23 protein-coding genes and 1 tRNA gene are annotated in these 21,136 nt (G+C 71.4%); 9 read left to right on the forward strand and 15 right to left on the reverse strand.

Annotated elements, in window-relative coordinates; translation table 11 throughout:
* Positions 1-13: 13 nt before the first annotated feature.
* Positions 14-1,150, reverse strand: coding sequence for a galactokinase (gene galK / locus AB0N84_RS02975; protein WP_363543651.1), 1,137 nt, complete (start codon positions 1,148-1,150; stop codon positions 14-16).
* Complete coding sequence (gene galT, locus AB0N84_RS02980; protein WP_363543653.1) at positions 1,147-2,244, reverse strand: galactose-1-phosphate uridylyltransferase; 1,098 nt, start codon at positions 2,242-2,244, stop codon at positions 1,147-1,149. Before galT ends, galK begins: the two co-directional genes overlap by 4 nt.
* A 64-nt stretch (positions 2,245-2,308) precedes the next feature.
* Between galT and AB0N84_RS02985 the strand changes: the two genes are divergently transcribed.
* A complete protein-coding gene (locus AB0N84_RS02985) occupies positions 2,309-3,160 on the forward strand; it encodes a DeoR/GlpR family DNA-binding transcription regulator (protein WP_182046138.1) in 852 nt (283 codons plus the stop codon).
* Entirely contained in the window at positions 3,157-4,092 is a 936-nt protein-coding gene (locus AB0N84_RS02990; protein WP_363543656.1) for an aldose 1-epimerase family protein, read from the forward strand. The genes AB0N84_RS02985 and AB0N84_RS02990 overlap by 4 nt, the downstream gene beginning before the upstream one ends.
* Positions 4,093-4,116: 24 nt before the next feature.
* Here AB0N84_RS02990 and AB0N84_RS02995 read toward each other — a convergent pair whose 3' ends face one another.
* From AB0N84_RS02995 to AB0N84_RS03010, 4 genes are all read right to left on the reverse strand, one after another.
* Positions 4,117-4,437 carry a hypothetical protein gene (locus AB0N84_RS02995; RefSeq protein WP_069713283.1) on the reverse strand — a complete coding sequence of 107 codons (321 nt, stop codon included), beginning with the start codon at positions 4,435-4,437 and terminating at the stop codon, positions 4,117-4,119.
* A gap of 157 nt (positions 4,438-4,594) precedes the next feature.
* Positions 4,595-4,744 carry a hypothetical protein gene (locus AB0N84_RS03000; RefSeq protein WP_182046140.1) on the reverse strand — a complete coding sequence of 50 codons (150 nt, stop codon included), beginning with the start codon at positions 4,742-4,744 and terminating at the stop codon, positions 4,595-4,597.
* Positions 4,745-4,775: 31 nt separating this feature from the next.
* Positions 4,776-4,848: transfer RNA gene (locus AB0N84_RS03005), tRNA-Lys, on the reverse strand.
* Positions 4,849-4,897: 49 nt separating this feature from the next.
* On the reverse strand, positions 4,898-5,059 hold the full coding sequence (locus AB0N84_RS03010) for a hypothetical protein (protein WP_182046141.1): 162 nt from the start codon (positions 5,057-5,059) through the stop codon (positions 4,898-4,900).
* Between the two features lie 141 nt (positions 5,060-5,200).
* On the opposite strand from AB0N84_RS03010, the gene AB0N84_RS03015 reads away from it, so the two are divergent.
* From AB0N84_RS03015 to AB0N84_RS03025, 3 genes are all read left to right on the forward strand, one after another.
* Positions 5,201-5,830, forward strand: coding sequence for a DNA-directed RNA polymerase subunit beta (locus AB0N84_RS03015; protein WP_182046142.1), 630 nt, complete (start codon positions 5,201-5,203; stop codon positions 5,828-5,830).
* 528 nt (positions 5,831-6,358) lie between these two features.
* Positions 6,359-6,958 carry an ECF RNA polymerase sigma factor SigK gene (gene sigK, locus AB0N84_RS03020; protein ID WP_363543659.1) on the forward strand — a complete coding sequence of 200 codons (600 nt, stop codon included), beginning with the start codon at positions 6,359-6,361 and terminating at the stop codon, positions 6,956-6,958.
* Entirely contained in the window at positions 6,955-7,836 is an 882-nt protein-coding gene (locus AB0N84_RS03025) for an anti-sigma factor (protein ID WP_363543661.1), read from the forward strand. The genes sigK and AB0N84_RS03025 overlap by 4 nt, the downstream gene beginning before the upstream one ends.
* A 198-nt stretch (positions 7,837-8,034) precedes the next feature.
* On the opposite strand, the gene pstB is transcribed toward AB0N84_RS03025, so the two are convergent.
* The 8 genes from pstB to AB0N84_RS03065 form a co-directional block, all read right to left on the reverse strand.
* On the reverse strand, positions 8,035-8,814 hold the full coding sequence (gene pstB / locus AB0N84_RS03030; RefSeq protein ID WP_182046144.1) for a phosphate ABC transporter ATP-binding protein PstB: 780 nt from the start codon (positions 8,812-8,814) through the stop codon (positions 8,035-8,037).
* A 45-nt stretch (positions 8,815-8,859) separates the two neighbouring features.
* The gene (gene pstA / locus AB0N84_RS03035; RefSeq protein WP_182046145.1) at positions 8,860-9,945 is read right to left on the reverse strand and encodes a phosphate ABC transporter permease PstA; all 1,086 of its coding nucleotides are present in this window, start codon (positions 9,943-9,945) and stop codon (positions 8,860-8,862) included.
* Between the two features lie 13 nt (positions 9,946-9,958).
* On the reverse strand, positions 9,959-10,909 hold the full coding sequence (gene pstC / locus AB0N84_RS03040; protein ID WP_069713289.1) for a phosphate ABC transporter permease subunit PstC: 951 nt from the start codon (positions 10,907-10,909) through the stop codon (positions 9,959-9,961).
* A gap of 196 nt (positions 10,910-11,105) precedes the next feature.
* Complete coding sequence (pstS, locus tag AB0N84_RS03045) at positions 11,106-12,212, reverse strand: phosphate ABC transporter substrate-binding protein PstS (protein ID WP_069713290.1); 1,107 nt, start codon at positions 12,210-12,212, stop codon at positions 11,106-11,108.
* 268 nt (positions 12,213-12,480) lie between these two features.
* Positions 12,481-13,428, reverse strand: a complete 948-nt coding sequence (locus AB0N84_RS03050) for an NUDIX domain-containing protein (RefSeq protein WP_182046146.1) — start codon at positions 13,426-13,428, stop codon at positions 12,481-12,483.
* Positions 13,425-15,590 (reverse strand): RNA degradosome polyphosphate kinase, encoded by a 2,166-nt coding sequence (locus tag AB0N84_RS03055; RefSeq protein ID WP_182046147.1) that lies wholly within the window; start codon positions 15,588-15,590, stop codon positions 13,425-13,427. The genes AB0N84_RS03050 and AB0N84_RS03055 overlap by 4 nt, the downstream gene beginning before the upstream one ends.
* Before the next feature lie 94 nt (positions 15,591-15,684).
* On the reverse strand, positions 15,685-16,521 hold the full coding sequence (gene mshD / locus AB0N84_RS03060) for a mycothiol synthase (RefSeq protein WP_363543665.1): 837 nt from the start codon (positions 16,519-16,521) through the stop codon (positions 15,685-15,687).
* Positions 16,521-17,204, reverse strand: coding sequence for a response regulator transcription factor (locus AB0N84_RS03065; protein ID WP_069713293.1), 684 nt, complete (start codon positions 17,202-17,204; stop codon positions 16,521-16,523). The genes mshD and AB0N84_RS03065 overlap by 1 nt, the downstream gene beginning before the upstream one ends.
* A 118-nt stretch (positions 17,205-17,322) precedes the next feature.
* On the opposite strand from AB0N84_RS03065, the gene AB0N84_RS03070 reads away from it, so the two are divergent.
* The 3 genes from AB0N84_RS03070 (at position 17,323) to AB0N84_RS03080 (ending at position 19,450) form a co-directional block, all read left to right on the forward strand.
* Positions 17,323-17,604, forward strand: a complete 282-nt coding sequence (locus AB0N84_RS03070; protein WP_182046149.1) for a hypothetical protein — start codon at positions 17,323-17,325, stop codon at positions 17,602-17,604.
* 176 nt (positions 17,605-17,780) lie between these two features.
* Entirely contained in the window at positions 17,781-18,383 is a 603-nt protein-coding gene (locus AB0N84_RS03075) for an FABP family protein (RefSeq protein ID WP_363543667.1), read from the forward strand.
* Complete coding sequence (locus AB0N84_RS03080; RefSeq protein ID WP_363543669.1) at positions 18,383-19,450, forward strand: folate-binding protein; 1,068 nt, start codon at positions 18,383-18,385, stop codon at positions 19,448-19,450. The genes AB0N84_RS03075 and AB0N84_RS03080 overlap by 1 nt, the downstream gene beginning before the upstream one ends.
* 119 nt (positions 19,451-19,569) lie before the next feature.
* Here the strand turns inward: AB0N84_RS03080 and AB0N84_RS03085 are convergent, their stop codons facing one another.
* The gene (locus AB0N84_RS03085) at positions 19,570-20,343 is read right to left on the reverse strand and encodes a class I SAM-dependent methyltransferase (RefSeq protein WP_363543671.1); all 774 of its coding nucleotides are present in this window, start codon (positions 20,341-20,343) and stop codon (positions 19,570-19,572) included.
* Between the two features lie 44 nt (positions 20,344-20,387).
* Between AB0N84_RS03085 and AB0N84_RS03090 the strand changes: the two genes are divergently transcribed.
* Positions 20,388-21,134, forward strand: a complete 747-nt coding sequence (locus tag AB0N84_RS03090) for a phosphoglyceromutase (protein WP_069713296.1) — start codon at positions 20,388-20,390, stop codon at positions 21,132-21,134.
* Positions 21,135-21,136 lie beyond the last annotated feature (2 nt).

Consider the following 21,136-nt stretch of genomic DNA (forward strand, 5'->3'; position numbering starts at 1 on the left):
GGCGCGCAGCGCGTCAGTCGCGCCGGGCGCCCTGCGCGGCGTGCACCGTGAACACGGTGGGTTCGCGGTACCCGGCCGAGGAGAAGGCGGACGTGACGGCCGTCGTGATCGCGTCACGGGCCTCCCGGTCGACGAGCGCGATCGCCGCACCACCGAAGCCGCCACCGGTCATGCGGGCACCGACGGCACCGTGCTCGAGGGCGGTCGACACCGCGAGGTCGAGCTCGGGCACCGAGATCTCGAAGTCGTCGCGCATCGACGCGTGCGAGGCGACGAGCAGGTCACCGATCGCACGCGGCCCCTGCTCGCGGAGCGTGCGGACGGTGTCGAGGACCCGCTGGTCCTCCGTGACGATGTGCCGCACACGGCGGAAGGTCTCGTCGTCGAGCAGCTCCTGGGCGCGGGGCAGGTCGTCGACGGACACGTCGCGGAGCGCCTCGACGCCGAGCACCTGCGCGCCCCGCTCGCACGAGTCCCGACGGGCCTTGTAGCCGCCGGTGGCGTGGGCGTGCTCGACGCGGGTGTCGATGACCAGGACCTCGAGCCCGTTCGCCTCGAGCGCCAGGTCGACCACGGCGGTGTCGAGCGTCCGGCAGTCGAGGAACACGACCGCGTCCTGCTCACCGAGGAGCGACGCCGACTGGTCCATGATCCCGGTCGGGGCGCCGACGGCGTGGTTCTCGGAGTACTGCCCGACGCGGGCCAGCGTCTTCCGGTCGAGGTCGAGCTCCCACAGGTCGGTGAACGCCAGCGCGACGCCGCACTCGATCGCGGCGCTCGACGACAGGCCCGCGCCCACCGGGACGTCCGACTCGATGAAGACGTCGAAGCCGGTCTTGTCGGACAGGTCGGCTCCGGCCTGCTCGCGGAGCGCCCAGGCGATCCCGAAGACGTAGGCGGACCACCCCTGCATGCGCGACGGGTCCAGCTCGTCGAGCGAGAGTTCGTGGACGGCGTCCGGCTCGAACGCCGATGCGACGCGGATCAGCCGGTCGTCGCGCTGCCCGATTGAGGCGACCGTGCGCCGGTCGATCGCGAACGGCAGGACGTAGCCGTCGTTGTAGTCGGTGTGCTCGCCGATCAGGTTGACGCGACCGGGGGCGGAGTACCGCACCGCCGGCTCGTACCCGTACACCTGCTGGAACGTCATGCGCGTTCGATCCCTCCTCGGATGAACTCGGCCGCCTTCTCGGGCACGAGGTCCCCGATCCAGGCGCCCATGGCGGCCTCGCTGCCGGCCAGGAACTTGAGCTTGTCCGCCGCGCGGCGCGGGGACGTGATCTGCAGCATGAGCCGCACGGTGTCGCGCGCGGTGTGCACCGGCGCCTGGTGCCACGCCGCGATGTACGGCGTCGGGGTGTCGTAGAGCGCGTCGAGTCCGCGGGTGAGCCGCAGGTGCATCTGCGCGAGCTCGTCCTTCTCGGCGTCGGTCAGCCCTGCGAAGTCAGGGACGTGGCGGTGCGGCAGCATGTGGACCTCGATCGGCCAGCGCGCGGCGAACGGCACGAAGGCCGTGAAGTGCTCGCCCTGCAGCACGACGCGCTCCGAGGCCCGCTCGTTCGCGAGGTGCTGCTCGAACAGGTCCGGCCCGAAGCGCTCGATCGACGCGAGCAGGCGCTGCGTGCGGGGCGTGACGTACGGGTACGAGTAGATCTGCCCGTGCGGGTGGTGCAGCGTCACGCCGATCGCCTCGCCGCGGTTCTCGAACGGGAACACCTGCTGGATGCCGGGCATCGCGGACAGCGCCGCGGTGCGGTCCGCCCACGCCTCGACCACGGTGCGAGCGCGGGACTCGGAGATCGAGGCGAACGAGCCGCTCGTCTCGGGGGAGAAGCACACGACCTCGCAGCGGCCGACGCTCCGGAGCTGGCGGTTCAGGCCGACGTCGGACAGCGAGTCGAGCGACTCCGGGGCGTCCTCGGCCTCGAGCAACGGGCCGAAGGACGGCGAGCGGTTCTCGAACACCGCGACGTCGTAGCGGCTCGGGATCTCGGACGGGTTCGCCGCGGTCTGCGGTGCGAGCGGGTCCTGGTCGGCCGGGGGCAGGAACACGCGGTTCTGCCGGCTCGACGCGATGGACACCCACTCGCCGGTCAGGACGTCCTGCCGCATCCGCGCGGTCTCGGGCCGGGGGTCGAGGACGCGCTCGTCGATGCTGCGCTCGGCGGGCAGCTGCGTGTCGGCGTCGTCGAAGTAGATGAGCTCGCGGCCGTCGGCGAGCGTCGTCACGCGCTTGGTGATCACCGCACGAGTCTAGCGCGTCCGTGAAGCGTTGCGAAAGCCTCCGCAAGTGCGCGAAACTCGTCCCGTGCGCGACGACGACCTCTTCCTGGCAGGCTCGCTGCCCGCGCCCCTCCGACAGGACCGGATCGTGTCCATCGTCGAGGGAGCCCCCGGTCTCGTCCGCACCGCGGCGCTGGCCGCCGCGCTCGGCACGAGCGAGGTGACGGTCCGGCAGGACCTCGCGACGCTCGGACTGGAGGCCCGCATCCGCCGGGTGCGCGGCGGTGCCGTCCGCCTCGGGGCCGGCTCCGGCGAGCGTCCGCTCGAGGAGACCGCCGTCGAGCACCAGGTGGCCAAGGCCGCGATCGGGCGCGCCGCGGCGGACCTCGTCCGCTCCGGACAGTGCGTGGTGCTGGACGTCGGCACGACGCCGGCCGCCGTGGCGTCGGCCCTGGTCGCGCGCGAGGACCTGACCGACGTCACCGTCGTCACCAACTCGCTCACGACGGCGCTCGCCCTGGAACCGGCCGTCCCACGCTTCACGGTGGTCGTCACGGGCGGCACCCTGCGCCCGCTCCAGCACTCCCTCGTCGCACCGTTCATGGGTGCCGTCCTGCCCGCGATCGCCGCCGACCTGGCGTTCATCAGCGGGACCGGGCTCGACGTCGAGCACGGGCTCACCAACGTGAACCTGCCCGAGACCGAGGCGAAGCGGATGCTCGCCGCGACCGCCGGGCGTACGGTCGTGGTGGCGGACGGCTCGAAGTTCGGCCGGGCACACCGAGGCCGCGTCCGCCCGCTCGAGGACATCGACGTCGTCGTCACCGCAGGGGTCACCGCGGACGCGGTCGCCCCGATCCGGGCGGCCGGGGTCGAGGTCGTGGTGGCCGACGGTGCACAGGACGACGAAGCAGCACGGAAGGACGGGACCGCATGACCGCAGCAGCACCCACCGGAGGGCAGTACCACCTCCGTCACGCCGGACCGGACGGCGTCGTCGAGGCCGTCGTCACCGAGGTCGCCGCGGGCATCCGGGAGCTCCGGGTCGCCGGCTTCGACCTGACCGAGCCGTTCCCCGTGACCACGCTCCCGCCGGGCGCGGACGGCATCGTGCTCGTCCCGTGGCCGAACCGCGTCGCCGGTGCCGTGTGGGAGCTCGACGGGAAGCGCCAGCAGCTCGACGTGACCGAGCCGAAGTACGGCAACGCCTCGCACGGCCTGCTCCGGTTCTCGCCCTACCGCGTGGTCGAGCAGACCGAGTCGGGCATCGTGCAGCAGGCGACGATCCACCCGCAGCACGGTTGGCCGTTCACGCTCGAGACCCGCGTGCACCACGAGCTCGTCGAGGACGGCATCCGCGTGACGCACACGATCGTCAACCGGTCCGGCGTCCGCGCGCCGTTCGCCGTCGGTGCGCACCCGTACCTGCGCGCTGGGGACACCCCGGTGGAGGACCTCGTCGTGACGCTCGACGCGGCGACGGCCTTCACCGTCGACGAGCACAAGATCCCCGACGGCACGGTCCCGGTCGAGGGCACGCCGTACGACCTTCGGGGCGGGCAGCGGGCCGGGGACGCCGACCTCGACACCGCGTACCGCGACGTCACGCCCGACGCGGACGGTGTGCGACGGACGGCGCTGCACGGCCCCGAGGGCGACGGCGTCGAGCTCTGGCAGGACGCGTCGTTCCCGTACGTGCAGGTCTTCACCTCGCGGGAGTTCCCCCGTGGCGACGGCACCGGACTCGCCGTGGCGGTCGAGCCCATGACGGCGCCCGCGAACGCGCTCAACTCCGGCGAGGGGCTCCGGTGGCTCGAGCCGGACGAGTCGTGGACGGGTACCTGGGGCATCCGCCGCGTCTGGTCCTGACCGACCGCTGCGGATCCGAGGCGCTCAGGCGCGGCGCATCCGGAGTGCCTCGACCGCGAGGGACTCGGTGCCGTAGCGGCCGATCTCCTGCGCCCAAGCCGGGTCGTCACCACGGAGGGCGACGTACGCCTTGCCCTGTCGGCAGACGTAGCCGAGCACGGTCGTGGCCGTCGCGACCTCGAGGAAGTCCGTGCGGATGTGCCGCGTCGTGACGCGGGCGTTGCGGCGGAGGGTGTCGAGGAGGAGCTGGTTGCTCATCGTGGTGTTCGTCGCTGCTGCGAGCTCCACGATGCGGCGCGCGTCACCGGTGGTGCTGGCCTGCGTGGCGTCGATGGGCTCGGTCACGGTGTACCCCGTCCGTTCTGTCGTCGTGCGTTCGTGCTCGGTCCGCTGATCGGGACCGGGCACGACACTATCGGCGCAGGGCCAACAGTCCGCTGAACGGCGACTGAACTGTGCACAAGACGCGCCATGAACCTGCTGAGGACGACTTGTACCCCGCTCAGCGCTCGACGTCGGCGCACGAGAGGGTGGTCGTCCACGGCGCCCGGTCTGGGCTCTGGCGCAGGTCGACGCTCGTGGCTCCCGGCAGTGCCCAGGAGGCCGCCGTCGCGACGACCAGGACGACCACCGCGACGAGCCAGGGGAGCACCCGATGCAGCGTCGGAGGAAGAGCGCGCATGTGGGCCCCGTGGGGCTCGAACCCACGACCCTCGGATTAAAAGTCCGGTGCTCTACCGACTGAGCTAGAGGCCCTCACCCTCAGGCTAGCGGTTGGTGCCCCACGTGCGGGACCGGGTGTGCCTCAGCTCCGGCGCCCGGTCAGGGCACGCACGATCCACGCGACGAGCGCGACGACGAACAGCACGATCCCGACGAACAGCAGGAGCTTCAGGCTCGCGACGATGCCGCCGATGAACAGCAGGACGACCGCGACGACCGCCAGGACCACGAGCAGGGCGTTCATGGGGTGACCTCTTCCTCACTCCGGGTTCCTCACGTCGGGGAGGGACCGCCTCCCCGCCCGAGCACGGTACGCGGAGGGTCGGGGTTGCGTCCAGGGCGAACGGGGGGCGCGCGCGTCGGCGGCCGTGCCTACACTCGCCGGGTGCCTCGCGATCACCACCGCCCCGTCCACTTCACCGACAAGGAGTTCGCCGCGATCCAGGGCGGCGACGACCCGGCGCTGGTGAACCGCGTCGCGCACGAGACCGCGAACGCCCTGCTGCACCGCGTGCGGGAGGACCCGGACCCTGCGGTGGTCGAGCGCCTGGTGACCTACACGGACGTGCACGGCATCGACGCGATCGCCGAGCTCTGGGCGCGCGTGGGGGCGCACACCCTGCCGGGCGCCCTGTGGCGCATCTACCTCGTCCGCGTCGTCATCCGGCAGAACCCGGAGGAGATCGCGTACTTCTTCGAGCGCGGCACGGAGCGGATCGGCACGATCGACGAGGCCGTCGCGGGCGCCGAGCAGCCGACGGGTCCGGCGGAGATCCTCACGCTCGCGGACCGCATCCTGCACGGCCTGTACACGGGCGACCTCGCGGTGGCGCTCGACCGCGGAGCGGCGTTCTGCCGGCTGACCGCGGCGGGCGCGACGTCGGTCGCCGACGACGCCGACCTGACGGCGGGACCGCGTGCGAGCGAGCTGACCCGGCGCGCACTTCGGCTCACCGAGCTCGCCGCGGACCTCACCGAGGCGGCGGCGCTCTGGCGCCGCGACAGCCTGGACTGACTCGAGCGCGCTGCCGCGACCGACTGCGCTGACGCGACCGCGGACGCGTCCGCCCGGACAGGCAGGACACCGCCCGGACAGCAGAAGACCGGGCCGCAGAAGCGCCTCTCGGCGCGAGGCCGCTCGAAGCGGCGAATTTTGGAGCCCGGGGCTTGCTGCGGCCCGGCGACACCCATCGTACGAGACGCTCGCTGGACGAGCGACCGTGTTCACTCTCGGTGGACACGATGCGCGGCCGGGCGTGCCCCCGACGGTCGCAGCGTGCCCCTGCTGACGGCTCCGGGACGAGCGTCGTCGCAGCTGCTCCCAATCCGTTCAGGGGACGGTGCCGAAGAGAGGGTGTGACGCTCCTCGCGGACGTCACAGTGAGGGCCAGCGTGACCCGGTCCGGTACCCGCCGGTCAATTCCCTGCGGGTCGCGCTGCCCTCGCCCACGTACCCGCCGCGAGGACCCGATCACCCGAACCCGACCCTGCGAAGTGAACGCGTGTGTCGACCCTGATGCCACCGAGAGGGGGGAAACCTGCAATGCTAGCGCTCGTGGAACATGACACCGAGGCCTGGCGCTCCGACGAGCCCGCACCCGTGTCGCCCGACGACCTGCTCGCCCGCGTCGCCTCCGGCGACCAGCCTGCCTTCTCCGAACTCTACGACGCCCTGTCCGGCCGCGTGCTCGGACTCGTGATCCGGCTCCTCAAGGACCGGGCGCAGTCCGAGGAGGTCACGCAGGAGGTCTTCCTCGAGGTCTGGCAGCAGGCCACCCGGTTCGACCGCTCCCGCGGGACCGCCGCAAGCTGGGTGCTCACCATGGCCCACCGACGGGCGGTCGACCGGATCCGGGCGTCGCAGGCGTCGCACGACCGGGACACCCGGATCGGGATCCGCGACCTCGAGGCCGGTTTCGACCAGGTGTCGGAGTCGGTCGAGATCCGGATCGAGCACGAACGCGTCAGTCGGGCGCTCGGCAAGCTGACCGAGTTCCAACGGCAGGCCGTGCAGCTCGCGTACTACGGCGGCTACTCGCACAGCGAGATGGCCGAACGGCTCGGTGTCCCGATCGGCACCGTCAAGACCCGTCTCCGTGACGGGATGATCCGACTCCGAGACGAGATGGGAGTGACGTCATGAACACCCGACACGACGACCCCGCCCTGCTCACCGGGTCGCACGCACTGGACGCCCTCTCGGACGACGAGCGCGCGCTGCTCGAGTACGCACTCACGACGTCGCCCGAGCTGCAGGCCGAGGCGGACTCGCTCCGCGAGACCGCGCTGCAGCTGGCCTACGCCGTCGAACCGATCGAGCCGCCGTCGTCGCTGAAGACGTCGCTGATGGCCCAGATCGCCCGGACCCCGCAGGCGGCCCCGGTCGCCGAGCAGACCGCTCCGGCGTCCGACCTCGGCACCGACGCTCCGGTCACCGGCCTGGAGGCCCCGGCCGCGCCCGTCACGTCCCTCGCCTCGTCCGCTCCCACGGCTCCGGCCGAGGGTCGCGCCGCAGCGACGGCCCGCCGCCGCTGGTTCCAGCGCCCAGCCGCCGCACTCGCGGCGTCGGCCGCCGTCGCCGTCGTGTTCCTCGGCGTCGGGCTCGGCGTCGGGACGAACTTCGGCCAGTCCGAGGGCACCGGCCCGGGCACCACGCAGGCCTCCGGCACGCTCGACTCCATCTACGCCGCGGCGGACTTCCAGCGCTCGACCGCGAAGGTCGCCGGCGGCGGTTCGGCCACGGTCGTCTGGTCGCACGACGTCGGACGCTCGGCGGTGATCCTCGACGGTGTCGAGCAGGCGCCCGAGGGCAAGACCTACGAGCTCTGGTACATCGGCAGCGAGGGCGGGAAGATCGTCCCGGCCGGCCTGGTCGACGGTGCCCGCAACGGGGTGCACACGGCGGTCCTCGACGGACAGCTGGCGCAGGGTGCGACCATCGGCATGACGGTCGAGCCCGAGGGCGGCTCCGACCAGCCGACCACGACGCCGATCATGGCGGTCCCGACCACGCAGGCCTAGCAGCACAGCACAGCACGACACGGGCGGGCAGCGGAGCATCCGCTGCCCGCCCGTCGTCGTCGGTGGGCGTGCCGTGCCAGCCGGAGCGTCGTACCGGCAGACGCGTCCCACCAGCAGACGCAGCGAGGCCCGGTGCCGTCCGTGGCGGACGTGCACCGGGCCTCCAGGCCGACCGTCAGGCGACGGTCCGACGGCAGATCAACCGAAGCGACCCGAGACGTAGTCCTCGGTCGCCTGCACCGACGGGTTCGAGAACATCGTCGCCGTGTCGTCGAACTCGATGAGCTTGCCGGGTGCACCGGTGCCCGCGATGTTGAAGAAGGCGGTCTTGTCGCTGACGCGCGACGCCTGCTGCATGTTGTGCGTGACGATGACGATCGTGAAGTCCTTCTTGAGCTCCTCGATCAGGTCCTCGATCGCGAGCGTCGAGATCGGGTCGAGCGCCGAGCACGGCTCGTCCATGAGCAGGACGTCCGGCTGCACCGCGATCGCGCGCGCGATGCAGAGACGCTGCTGCTGACCGCCGGACAGGCCCATGCCGGGCTTCTCGAGGCGGTCCTTGACCTCGTTCCAGAGGTTCGCGCCCTGCAGCGAGCGCTCGACGATGTCGTCGGACTCGGACTTCGACATGCGCTTGTTGTTGAGCTTCACACCGGCCAGCACGTTGTCGCGGATGGACATCGTGGGGAACGGGTTCGGGCGCTGGAACACCATGCCGACCTGACGGCGGACGAGCACCGGGTCGACCCCGGCGCCGTACAGGTCGTCGCCGTCGATCTTGACCGAGCCCTCGACGTAGGCGCCGGGGATGACCTCGTGCATGCGGTTGAGCGTGCGGAGGAAGGTGGACTTGCCGCAGCCCGACGGGCCGATGAAGGCGGTGACGGTGCGGGGCTCGATCGTCATGTCGACGCCCTCGACGGCCTTGAACTTCGAGTAGTAGACGTTGAGGCCGTCGACCTCGATGCGCTTGGACACGTGGTTTCCTTCGGGGTGGGGTGGTCTGACCGTGCGTGCTCGGCGCTAGCGCGGGAGCCGGGGGGCGAAGAGGCGGGTGATGAAGCGGGCGAGCAGGTTGAGCACCATCACGATGAGGATGAGCACGAGCGCAGCCGTCCAGGCCCGGTCGACGAACGGTACCGGGTTGGCGCCCTGCTGCGAGTACTGCGTGTAGGCGAACACCGGCAGGGTCATCATCGGGTTCTTGAACAGGTCGTAGTTCATGCTCGCGGTGAAGCCGGCGGTGACGAGCAGCGGCGCGGTCTCACCGATGACGCGGGCGATCGAGAGCATGACGCCCGTGGTGATGCCGGCGAGGCTGGTCGGCAGGACCACCTTGAGGATCGTCAGGTACTTCGGGACGCCGAGGGCGTACGAGGCCTCGCGGAGCTCCATCGGGACGATCTTCAGGACCTCCTCGGTGGAGCGGACGACCACGGGGATCATCAGCACGCTCAGGGCGATGGAGCCGACGAGGCCGAAGCGGGCGCCCGGGCCGAGGAAGAGCGCGAAGAGCGAGTATGCGAAGAGGCCCGCGACGATCGAGGGGATGCCGGTCATGACGTCGACGAAGAACGTGATGCCCTTCGCCAGGGCGCCCTTGCCGTACTCGACGAGGTAGATCGAGGTGAGGAGGCCGATCGGCACCGAGATGAGCGCCGCGAAGAGCGTGATCTCGAGCGTGCCGATGAGGGCGTGCAGGGCCCCGCCGCCCTCCGAGATGACGCCGCGCATCGAGGAGCTGAAGTACGTGGCGTCGAAGCGGGCGACACCGTCGGCGACCACGGTCCAGAGGAGCGACACCAGCGGCAGGACGGCGACGACGAAGGCCGTGGCGACCAGCGACGTCACGAGGCGGTCGACCGCCTTGCGGCCGCCCTCGACGATGCGCGAGACGACGACGATGAGCACGTCGAAGAGGACCGTGCCGAGGAACAGGGCCGCGACGACGTTGAAGTCACGGACGGCACCGCCCGCGTTGAGCAGGGCGAAGACCGCGATCAGCGCGACCCACGAGCCGATGAGGAGCAGCCACGGCACGGACTTGTGCAGCTTGCCGTTGGCGTAGACGTTGCCGGCGACGCCGGTCTGACGGAGAGCGAGTGACATCGGGCGCGACCTCTCAGGAGACCCGCTTGCGCACGATGTAGCGCGCCAGCATGTTGATGAGCAGGGTGATGACGAAGAGGATCAGGCCCGACGCGACGAGGGCGTTCAACGCGGTGCCGGACGCCTCGGCGAACTGCAGCGCGATGTTCGCCGCGATCGTCGAGGGGTTGAGCGAGGTCAGCATCTGGAACGTGACGTTCGTCGACACCGAGAGCACCAGGGCGATCGCCATCGTCTCGCCGAGCGCGCGGCCGAGGCCGAGCATGATCGCGGACACGATGCCGGACTTGGCGAACGGCAGGACCGACAGACGGATCATCTCCCACCGGGTCGCCCCGAGGGCGAGCGCGGCCTCCTCGTTGAGGGTCGGCGCCTGCAGGAAGATCTCGCGCATGACCGCGGTCATGATCGGGATCGCCATCACCGCGAGCACGATCGACGCGGTCAGGATCGTGCGGCCGGTACCGGACACCTGGCCGGAGAACAGCGGGAACCAGCCGAGGTACTCGTTGAGGAAGCCGTAGAACGGCTTGACGAACGGCGCCAGGACCACGATGCCCCAGAGCCCGTAGACGACCGACGGCACCGCGGCCAGCAGGTCGATCACGTAGCCGAGCAGCGGCGCGATGCGTCGCGGGGCGTAGTGCGAGATGAACAGGGCGATGCCGAGCGACAGTGGCACCGCGAAGACGAGTGCGATGAGCGCGGACCAGATCGTGCCGAAGACGAGCGGACCGACGTAGTCCCAGAAGCTCGTCGCGTTGTTCGGCAGCTCGCCGACCTTCGCGCTGAACGCGGGGATGCTCTGCCAGACCAGGAAGGCGGCGACGAGCACGAGCACGAAGAGGATCAGGCTGCCCGCGACCACCGAGGCGGTCGAGAAGACCCGGTCGCCGACGCGGACGACGGCCTTCGGCTTGGTGGGCGAGACGGTGGCCCCTGGCTGGGCCGGTGCGGTCGTCATGGGACTCCTGTCGGAGGGGAGGCCGTGCTCGGTCAGGAGCGGCCGGGGGAGGCGACGGGGTGGTGCGGGGTTCCCGGCCTCGGGCCGGGCGGTCGTCGGGCGCGGGGTCGGACGGGCGTCGGGCGCTGGGCCGGACGGGCGAGAACCCGGACGCCGGTCGATTGGGTGGGACCGGCGTCCGGGTGCTCAGGGGGCGTTACTTGATGGAGGCGACGGCCTTCGCGGCCTTCTCCGCGAGGTCGCTCGAGAGGGCGGCCGACTTGGCCTCCTTCGCGGCGGCGTCCTGCGCGTCCTTCGAGACGACGTAGTCGAGGTAGCCCTTCACGAGCTCACCCTTGGCGGAGTCCTTGTACTCCTGGCAGGCGATCGCGTAGGAGACGAGGACCAGCGGCCACGCACCCTCGGCGGTGTCCTTGCGGTTGATGTCGATCGCGAGGTCGTTGTCCTCACGGCCGGAGACCGTCTCGGAGTCCGCGACGACCTTGGCAGCGCCCTCGGCCGAGATCTCGGTGGCCTTGTCGCCGACCATGAGCTTGGCCTTGTCGAGGTCACCGGCGCCGGAGTCGTCGATGTAGGTGATGGCGTTCGAGGCGCTGGCCATCGCCGACGCGACACCCGAGGTGCCCTTCGCCGAGTCACCGACCTGGTACGGGAAGGTCTGGCTCGGAGCCTCGGTCCAGACGTCCGACGCGTTCGCCGACACGTACTCGGAGAAGTTCTGCGTGGTGCCCGAGTCGTCCGAGCGGTGCACGACCGTGATGTTCGCGTCCGGCAGGTCGACGCCGTCGTTCAGTGCGGCGATCTGCGAGTCGTTCCACTTGGTGATCTTGCCCGAGAAGATGCCCGCGATGGTCTTCGCGTCGAGGGTCAGGTCGCTGACGCCGTCGATCTTGTAGGCGATCGCGATCGGGGAGATGTAGACCGGGATGTCGATGGCCTTGGCGTTGCACAGGTCGAAGGAGCCGGAGAGCTCCTCGTCCTTGAGCGCGGCGTCGGAGCCGGCGAAGTCCGCCGCACCCGAGATGAAGTTCTTGCGGCCGGCGCCGGAGCCGTCCGGCGAGTAGTTGACCGTCACACCGGAGGCGACGTTCTGGAAGCCGGCGGCCCACGTGGCCTCGGCGGTCTGCTGTGCGGAGGAGCCGGAGCCGGTCAGCGTGCCCGAGAGCTTCGAGTAGTCGGTGCCGGAGCTCGAGGTCGGAGCCGCGGACTCGCCGCTGCCGCCCTCGTTCGCCGCGCAGGAGGAGAGCACGACGGCGCCGGCGATCGCGATCGCTGCGATCGAACCGAATCGCTTGATGTTCACAGGGGTCCCTTCGGGAATGTCATTGCAGGTGGGACCGCTGCTGGTCCCTCGGGCCGGTGCTGACCCGGAAGCGACTGTAGGGACGCGAGGTGACGGGGATGACGCTCATCGGTGAACGGGAGGTGAACGAGGGGTTGTGCCCGGTCCGGAACACGTGCGCGGACGCGCGAGCGGGTGCATGATCGGTCTCACTGTGCGCCGATCCGGATGATGCAGATGCATCGGTCTGGAGGCGCGGCGCAGCTCCGCCACGTCGGTCCGCTTCCGGTCAGGCCGGGACGGTGTTCCGGTGGGTCTCGACCGCGACGAGCTTCTCGCCGGCGATGTGCAGGACCGCGAAGTCCCCGACGGACAGCATGGCGGCCCGCCGGAGGTCGAAGCGACGGCGGTCGTCGGCCGTCGCCGCGGCGATGCGCGCGACGATGTCCGGCAGGACCGGCCCGTGCGAGCACAGGACGGTCGACTTCGCCTTCGCGATGCGCTTCTGCACCACGCCCTTGACGTCGGCCGCGCCCCGGTCGTGGGCGTCCTGGCTGATGTCGGCCGTGCTCGAGACACCGATCTTCGTCCGGGCCGAGAGCGGCTCGACGGTCGCGAGGCACCGCGCCGCCGTGCTGCTGACGATCTTCTTCGGGCCGAAGGCCGCGACCGGGGCGGCGGCGGCCCTGGCCTGCGACCGTCCGACGGGCAGCAGCGGCCGGGTGGCGTCGGGGCCGTCCCAGTCCGATCCGGGCACGGTCTTCGCGTGCCGGAGCGCGATGAGCGCGAACGTGCGGTGCTCGCCGGCCGCGACGCGCTCGGCGAAGCGGTCGAGGATCGCGACGTCCCGCTCGTACGTGAGCCGGGCGCGGGCGTCGTCGATCGTCACCCAGTCGATGGCGGCGACCTCGTCGTTGGGGCGGAACCGCCCGGCCCGCTCGAACTCCTTCGAGCCGACGCGCGCCGACCAGTAGTGCACGACCTTGTCGCGGCCGCTCGGCAGGACGTACTCCGCCGTGCCGAGGGGCGCACCGAGGTGCACGCGGTACCCCGTCTCCTCGGCGATCTCGCGGACCGCGGTCGTCGGGACGCTCTCGCCCGGGTCGACCTTGCCCTTCGGCAGGGACACGTCCTGGTGGTGGTCACGGTGCACGAGCAGCACGAGCGGGACGCCGTCGCGCTCGCGCCAGACGACCGCCCCCGCCGCGACGACGGGGCCCGAGGGGCCGCCGCTCACCGAGCCGAGCGCTTCCGGGCCGAGATCTTCCGCATGAGCACATTCTGCACGTCCGCGAGCGGGCGGCCGTCGTCGTCCGTCGAGTGGCGCGTCCACTCGCCGTCGGACTCGAGGTGCCACGAGCTCGTCGTGTCCGCCATCGCGAGGTCGAACATCTCCTGGACCTCGGCGGTGTGTGCGGGGTCGACGAGGCGGACCAGGGCCTCGACGCGGCGGTCGAGGTTGCGGTGCATCATGTCCGCCGACCCGATGAAGACGAGCGGGTCGCCGTCGTTGTGGAACGTGAACGCCCGCGAGTGCTCGAGGTAGCGGCCGACGACGCTGCGGACGCGGATGGTCTCGCTCACGCCCTCGATGCCGGGCTTCAGCGAGCAGATGCCCCGGACCCACACGTCGACCGGCACCCCGGCCTGGCTCGCGAGGTAGAGCGCGTCGATGACCTGCTCGTCGACCATCGAGTTGACCTTGATGCGGATGCCGGACGGCTTCCCGGCGCGGGCGTTCTCGGCCTCGGCCTGGATGCGCTTCACGAGCCCCTTGCGGAGGTGCAGCGGCGCGACGAGCAGGCGCTTGAACTTCTTCTCGATCGCGTAGCCGGACAGCTCGTTGAACAGCCGCGTCAGGTCCTTGCCCACGGTGTCGTCCGCGGTGAACAGGCCCATGTCCTCGTAGATGCGCGAGGTCTTCGGGTTGTAGTTGCCCGTGCCGATGTGGCTGTAGTGCTTGAGGGTGCCGCCCTCCTGCCGGATCACGAGCACCAGCTTCGAGTGCGTCTTCAGCCCGACCAGGCCGTAGACGACGTGCACGCCGGCCTTCTCGAGCTTCCGGGCCCACCCGATGTTGTTCTGCTCGTCGAAGCGCGCCTTGATCTCGACGAGCGCCAGCACCTGCTTGCCCGCGGCGGCGGCGTCGATCAGTGCCTCGACGATGGGGCTGTCACCGGAGGTCCGGTACAGCGTCTGCTTGATGGCCAGCACGTTCGGGTCCGCGGCGGCCTGCTCGAGGAAGGCCTGGACGCTCGTCGCGAAGGACTCGTACGGGTGGTGCACGAGCACGTCGCGCGCCGCGATCGCGCGGAACAGGTCGGGCTTCGTGTTCGGCTCGCCCGGCTGGAACTGCACGGGCGTCGTCGGCACGTGGCGCGGGTAGTGCAGGTCGGGACGGGCGATCTTGGCGATCTCGAACAGTCCGCCGAGGTCGAGCGGCGACGGCAGGCGGTAGACCTCCTGCTCGGTGACGTCGAGCTCGCGCACGAGCAGGTCGAGGGTCACCGGGTCCATGTCCTCGGTGATCTCGAGGCGGATCGGCGGTCCGAACCGACGGCGGAGCAGTTCGCGCTCGAGGGCCTGGATGAGGTTCTCGGCCTCGTCCTCCTCGATCTCGACGTCCTCGTTGCGGGTGACCCGGAACACGTGGTGCTCGAGGACCTCCATCCCCGGGAACAGGTCGTCGAGGTGGTTCGCGATGAGGTCCTCGAGGGGGATGAAGCGCATCCGGCCGGAGCCGTCGTCGGGCAGCGCGATGAAGCGCGAGAAGTTCTGCGGGACCTTGAGGCGCGCGAACTCCTGGCGCTGCGACTTCGGGTTCCGGACGCGGACCGCGAGGTTGAGCGACAGCCCGGAGATGTACGGGAACGGGTGCGCCGGGTCGACCGCGAGCGGCATGAGCACCGGGAAGATCTGCTCGTTGAAGTACTCGCGCATGCGCAGCCGGTCGGCCTCGTCGAGGTCGGACCAGTGCTCGACGTGGATGCCCGCGGCGTCGAGGTCCGGCTTGAGCGAGTCGATGAACGCCTGGGCGTGCCGGTCCTGCAGCTCGTGCGCCTTCGCCGCGATGTCCCGCAGGACGTCGCTCGGGGCGCGGCCCACGTTCGTCGGCACCGCGATGCCGGTGTCGATGCGGCGCTTCAGCCCGGCCACCCGGACCATGAAGAACTCGTCGAGGTTCGACGCGAAGATCGCCAGGAAGTTCGCGCGCTCGAGGAGCGGCTGCGTGCGGTCCTCGCCGAGCTCGAGCACGCGCTGGTTGAAGCGCAGCCAGCTCAGCTCGCGGTCGAAGTAGCGGTCCGACGGCAGCGACTCGTGCTCGATCTCGACGACCTCGTCGAAGTCGTCGAGGTCGGGGGCGACGGATTCGCCGTCGAGCTGCGGTTCGGTGTCCATGTCGCCATCCTGCCACCCGCCCGGCACGGTCGGTGGAGCGCGGGTGGACGCCGGGGAGCGCGCGGGTGAACGAGGGCCCTCGGGACCGGCCCGGTCAGGACCGTGCGGCGTACTGCACGTCGATCGCGTGCCGGGTGAAGCCCGACCGGCGGTAGAGTGCCAGCGCCGGTTCGTTGTCGCCCTCGACGTAGAGCGCCGCCGCGGTCAGGCCCCGGCCCGCCAGACGCGCCGTCCCCGCGCGCATCAGCACGCCGCCGAGACCCTGCCCCTGCAGGTCGGGCCGGACGGCCACCGCGTAGAACTCGCCGGTGCCGTCCTCGACCTTGAGCCAGCACGATCCGGCGAGCGCCCCGTCGGCGTCGCGGAGGAGCAGGAGGTCGTCGCCGGAGAACCACGTCTCGGCCTCGCGGGCACGGAGGTCGTCGAGCGTCATCCGACCCTGCTCGGGGTGGTGCGCGAAGGCCGCCGCGTTCAGGGTCAGCCAGGCGTCCTCGTCGACCGGGTCCCCGGCGCGGAACGCGTCGAGGCTCCAGCCCTCCGGCACCCGCGGGTCGACGGGCTCGGTGGCGATCGGCGCCCGGAGCTGCAGGAGCGTGCGGACGGCGGTCCAGCCGTACCGGTCGGCGAGCGCGCGCGCGGCCGGGTGGTCCCCGTGCGCCCATGCGAGCCGGGGCGCGGGGTCCGGCGGCGTCGCGGCCCCGCCGCCCGGGGCGAGCACCTGCGCGACGAGGGCCGAGCCGACGCCCTGGCCACGGGCCTCCCGGGCGACCACGAGCTCCAGCTCGCCGTCACGGACGACCGCCACCCCGCGCTCGTCGCCGACCACCGTCGCGCGGCCGGCGCGCACGTCGACCAGGGTCTGGTCGGAGAACGGCGGTGCCTCGCCGGCGGCGACCGACGCGCTCGCGAGCATCTCGACGACGGCGAGCACTACCGGTCCGCCAGCCGCTCGGCCTCGTCGTCGTGGACGTTGAAGCGGTAGCCGACGTTCCGGACGGTGCCGATGAGCGACTCGAGGTCGCCGAGCTTCGCGCGGAGCCGTCGCACGTGCACGTCGACCGTGCGGGTGCCGCCGAAGTAGTCGTAGCCCCAGACCTCGCTGAGGAGCTGCTCGCGCGTGAACACCCGCGACGGGTGCGTGGCGAAGAAGCGGAGGAGCTCGAACTCCTTGAAGGTCAGGTCGAGCGGCCGTCCGCGCACCTTCGCCGAGTAGCTGGCCTCGTCGATGACGACGCCGGACGCCTGGATCTTCGAGCCCGTCGGGTTCTTGGCGGCGCGACCCGTGGTCAGGCGGATGCGCGCGTCGACCTCGGCCGGACCCGCGGTCTCGAGCACGACGTCCTCGACGTTCCACTCGCTGTTCACGGCGGTCAGACCGCCCTCCGTGACGACGAGGACGATCGGCGTCGTCGACCCGCTCGTCGCGAGGATCTTGCAGAGGGCCTTCGCGCTGACCAGGTCGGTGCGGGCGTCCACGAACATCAGGTCGCTCTGCGGCGCGTTGACCAGCTGGGCGGCCTCGGCGGGGACGTGACGGATCCGGTGGCTCAGCAGACCGAGGCTCGGCAGGACGTCGCCGGGCGCGGCTGAGGTGAGTACCAGGAGCTGGGCCACAGGACCTCCAGAACGAGGGGGAGTCGTGGAGCCATCCTAGTGATGCCCGCGCAACCGCCCGCCGACCGGCCGGTCGGTCCGACGCCCACGCGGGCACGGCCCTGTCATGATGGAGCGCGTGACCGAGCCCGTCCCGCCCCTCGACCAGCGCCGTCTGCGGCTGACCTCCGTGCTGCCGGTGTGGGTGCTCGCGGTCGTCGGCGCGGTGCTCGTCCTCACCCTCACGCGGCAGGACTCCTTCGCGTGGCTGCTCCTCGTGTTCGTGCTGTGCGTGCTCGTCAGCTTCGTGCTGCAGCTCATCACCGCGACGAAGGACGGGCTGGTCGAGCGGATCAGCATCGCGTCCTCCGGGGCGTTCGTCGTCGTGCTCGTGACCGCCGTGGTCCTGCTGGCGCGCTGACCGCCCGCGCGACCCGCGGTGCCCGGCCCTGGCGCCGTCAGGCGTCCCGCGTAGACTCGCGGCATGGATTCGCTGCTTGCGCTCGAGCTGTTCTACGTGGGCCTCCTCGGCCTGGCGTCGCTCGCGATCGCGTTCATCTCGATCGTCGTCGTCGTGAAGCTGTTCAAGGGTCAGCGTTGATCGAACTGCCCGAGGGCCTGGCACCCGAACTCGTCCCGCTGTCGTGGCTCGTCGGTGTCTGGGAGGGCACGGGCGTCGTCGAGTATCCCGTGGACGGCGAGGACGAGCCCCGGAAGTACGAGTTCGGCCAGCGCGTGAGCTTCAGCCACGACGGGCTGCCCTACCTCAACTACTCGTCGACCTCGTGGCTGCTCGACGACGAGCGCACGCCGCTCGCCGCCGAGATGGGCTACTGGCGCATCGACCGTCCGAGCGAGCCCGGTGACCGCGGTCCGGCGATGCTGATGGGCGACGGTCCGGTGCCCTTCACCACGGTGGAGAGCGTCGAGGCGCTCCGCAACACCACCGACGGCTTCGACGTCGAGGCCGCGATCATCCACCCGACGGGCGTCAACGAGCTCTACGTCGGCCGCGTCAAGAAGGGCCGGATCGACCTGGCCACCGACGCGGTGATGCGCTCGCCGAACGCGAAGGACTACTCGGCCGCCACCCGGCTCTACGGCCTGGTCGAGGGCAAGCTGTTCTGGGCCTGGGACATCGCCGCACTCGGGCAGCAGCTCACCTCGCACGCCTCGGGGCAGCTCGCGAAGGTCGACTGATGGCCGTCTTCGCCGACCGTCCGGGCTTCGTCGCCGCACCGGAGGGGCCCGCGGCGCACTTCGGCAACCCGACCGGCGAGCAGCGCGCGCTCGTCGCCGGTCGCGCGGTCGTCGAGCTCGGGCTCGGCGTCGTCACGGTCAGCGGGCCGGACCGGCTCTCCTGGCTCAACTCGATCACGTCGCAGCTGCTCACCGGGCTCGAGCGGGGTGCGAGCACCGAGACGCTCGTGCTCGACCAGTCCGGTCGGGTCGAGCACGCCGCCCGCGTCGTCGACGACGGCTCGGTCGCGTGGCTCCTCACCGAGCACGACGACGCGGCACCGCTCGCCGCGTGGCTCGACACGATGCGCTTCATGCTCCGCGTCGAGGTCGCCGACCGCTCGGCGGACCTCGTCACGCTCGGCCGCTTCGACGGGTCGTCCGCCCCGGACGACGTGGTCGTCGAGTGGGTCGACCCGTGGTCGTCGGTCGCGCCCGGTGGGTGGGGCTACGCCGCAGGGGAGGCCCACCCCGGCTCCGACTGGACCCTCCGCATCGACGTGGTCACCCGGGAGGCCGCGGCCGCGCTGGCAGCGACCGGTGCGCCGGTCGCGGGGCTGCTCGCGTTCGAGGCGCTGCGGATCGCCGCCTGGCGCCCGACCCTGACCGACGTCGACGACCGGACGATCCCGCACGAGCTCGACTGGCTCCGCTCCGCCGTGCACCTGTCGAAGGGCTGCTACCGCGGGCAGGAGACCGTCGCCAAGGTGCACAACCTCGGTCATCCGCCGCGTCGGGTCGTCATGCTCCACCTCGACGGCTCCGACGGCGTGCTCCCCGCGCCGGGCACCGCGGTCGAGCTCGACGGGAACGAGGTCGGGCGGCTCACCGCGTCGGCGCTCCACCACGAGCTCGGTCCGGTCGGTCTCGCCGTCGTGAAGCGCTCGCTCGACCCCGAGGCGACGCTGACGCTCACCGTGGGCGACGTCGTCGTCACCGCCGCGCAGGAGGTCATCGTGCCGCCCGGCGCCGGAGCGACGGCGAACGTCCCGCGTCTGCCGCGACTCGGCGCCGTCCGCCGCAGCTGATCGGCGGGACGGCGTCCGGCGTTGCGAGACTCGCCCAGGCGGACATCTTCGCGGCGGTCAGATCGCGAACGTGTCCGCTGGCACGAGGCTCGTGCTGACGCGTCGGCGCGGGGACGCCGTCAGGCGGGGGCGACGGCCGACCAGGGGACGCTGAGCTCGCCGAGGCGCCACCGGGACACCCCGTGCAGCACGGGCCAGCCCCGGTCGCGCACGCCCTGCACCGTGGCGATCCACCGCTGCCGCGGGCCGTACGTGCCGAGCGGGGCGGCGACGGCCCACGCCCGGTCGAGGTCGAGCAGGAACGCGTGCACCCGCTCCCCGGGGACGTTCCGGTGGATGAGCGCCTTCGGCAGCCGCTCGGCGACGATGCTCGGCAGTTCGAGGTCGGCGATCCGCAGCGACACCGTGAAGGTGTGCGGCGCGTGCTCGTCGAGCGTCACCCAGGACGCCACCCGGCCGACCTCGTTGCAGGTGCCCTCGACGAGCGCCCCACCGGGCTGCAACCGGTCCTGCATGATCCGCCACGAGTCGACCACGGCTGACTCGTCGTACTGCCGCAGGACGTTGAACGCGCGGATCACGACGGGCCGGCGACCGCCGGGCGTCGGCGTCTCGAAGCCGCCGAGCCGGAAGGTCACCCCGTCCCGGGTGCCCGCGTTCGCGAGCGCGACCCGGGCCGGTTCGATCTCGATGCCCGTCACCTCGACGTCGGGACGGACCCGCACCAGCCGGTCGCGGAGCTCGAGGGTGGTCGTCGGGCGGGCGCCGTAGCCGACGTCCGCGACGAGCGGGTCGGCGGTGCGCCGGAGCGCCGGCAGCGTCGCGATCCACCGGTCGACGCGACGGAGCCGGTTGTACCCGGTGGTCCCGCGCGTGACGTTCCCGATGGGCATGCAGCCCAGGGTACCGAGGCGCACCCGCTCGGTAGACTCGGGGCATGACCTCCACGCTCGTCCTGCTGCGTCACGGCAACAGTGACTGGAACCAGAAGAACCTGTTCACCGGCTGGGTCGACGTCCGACTCAGCGAGCTGGGCGAGAAGGAGGCGAAGCGCGCCGGCGAGCTCATCGCCGGGTCGGGCATCGTCCCGGACGTCCTGTACACGTCGCTGCTGACCCGGGCGATCCAGACCGCCGACATCGCGCTGCTCGAAGCCGACCTGGCCTGGCTGCCGGTGAAGCGCGACTGGCGCCTCAACGAGCGCCACTACGGCGACCTGCAGGGCAAGGACAAGGCCCAGACGCTCGAGCAGTACGGTGAGCAGCAGTTCATGGAGTGGCGTCGGTCGTTCGACGTCCCGCCGCCCCCCATCGCCGACGACGCCGAGTGGTCGCAGGCCGGGGACCGCCGCTACGCCGAGCTCGGCGACCAGCTGCCCCGCACGGAGTCGCTCAAGCTCGTGATCGACCGTCTGCTGCCGTACTGGGAGTCGGACATCACGAAGGACCTCGGCGAGGGGAAGACCGTCCTCGTCACGGCCCACGGCAACTCGCTGCGCGCGCTCGTGAAGCACCTCGACGGCATCTCCGACGACGACATCGCGGGCCTCAACATCCCGACGGGCATCCCGCTCGTGTACGAGCTCGACGACGACTTCCGCCCCACGAAGCCCTCGTACTACCTCGACCCCGAGGCCGCCGCCGCCGGTGCCGCAGCGGTCGCCGCACAGGGCGCCAAGAAGTAGCA

This window comes from Curtobacterium sp. NPDC089185 (assembly GCF_040685235.1).
GTDB classification, from domain to species: domain Bacteria; phylum Actinomycetota; class Actinomycetes; order Actinomycetales; family Microbacteriaceae; genus Curtobacterium; species Curtobacterium citri.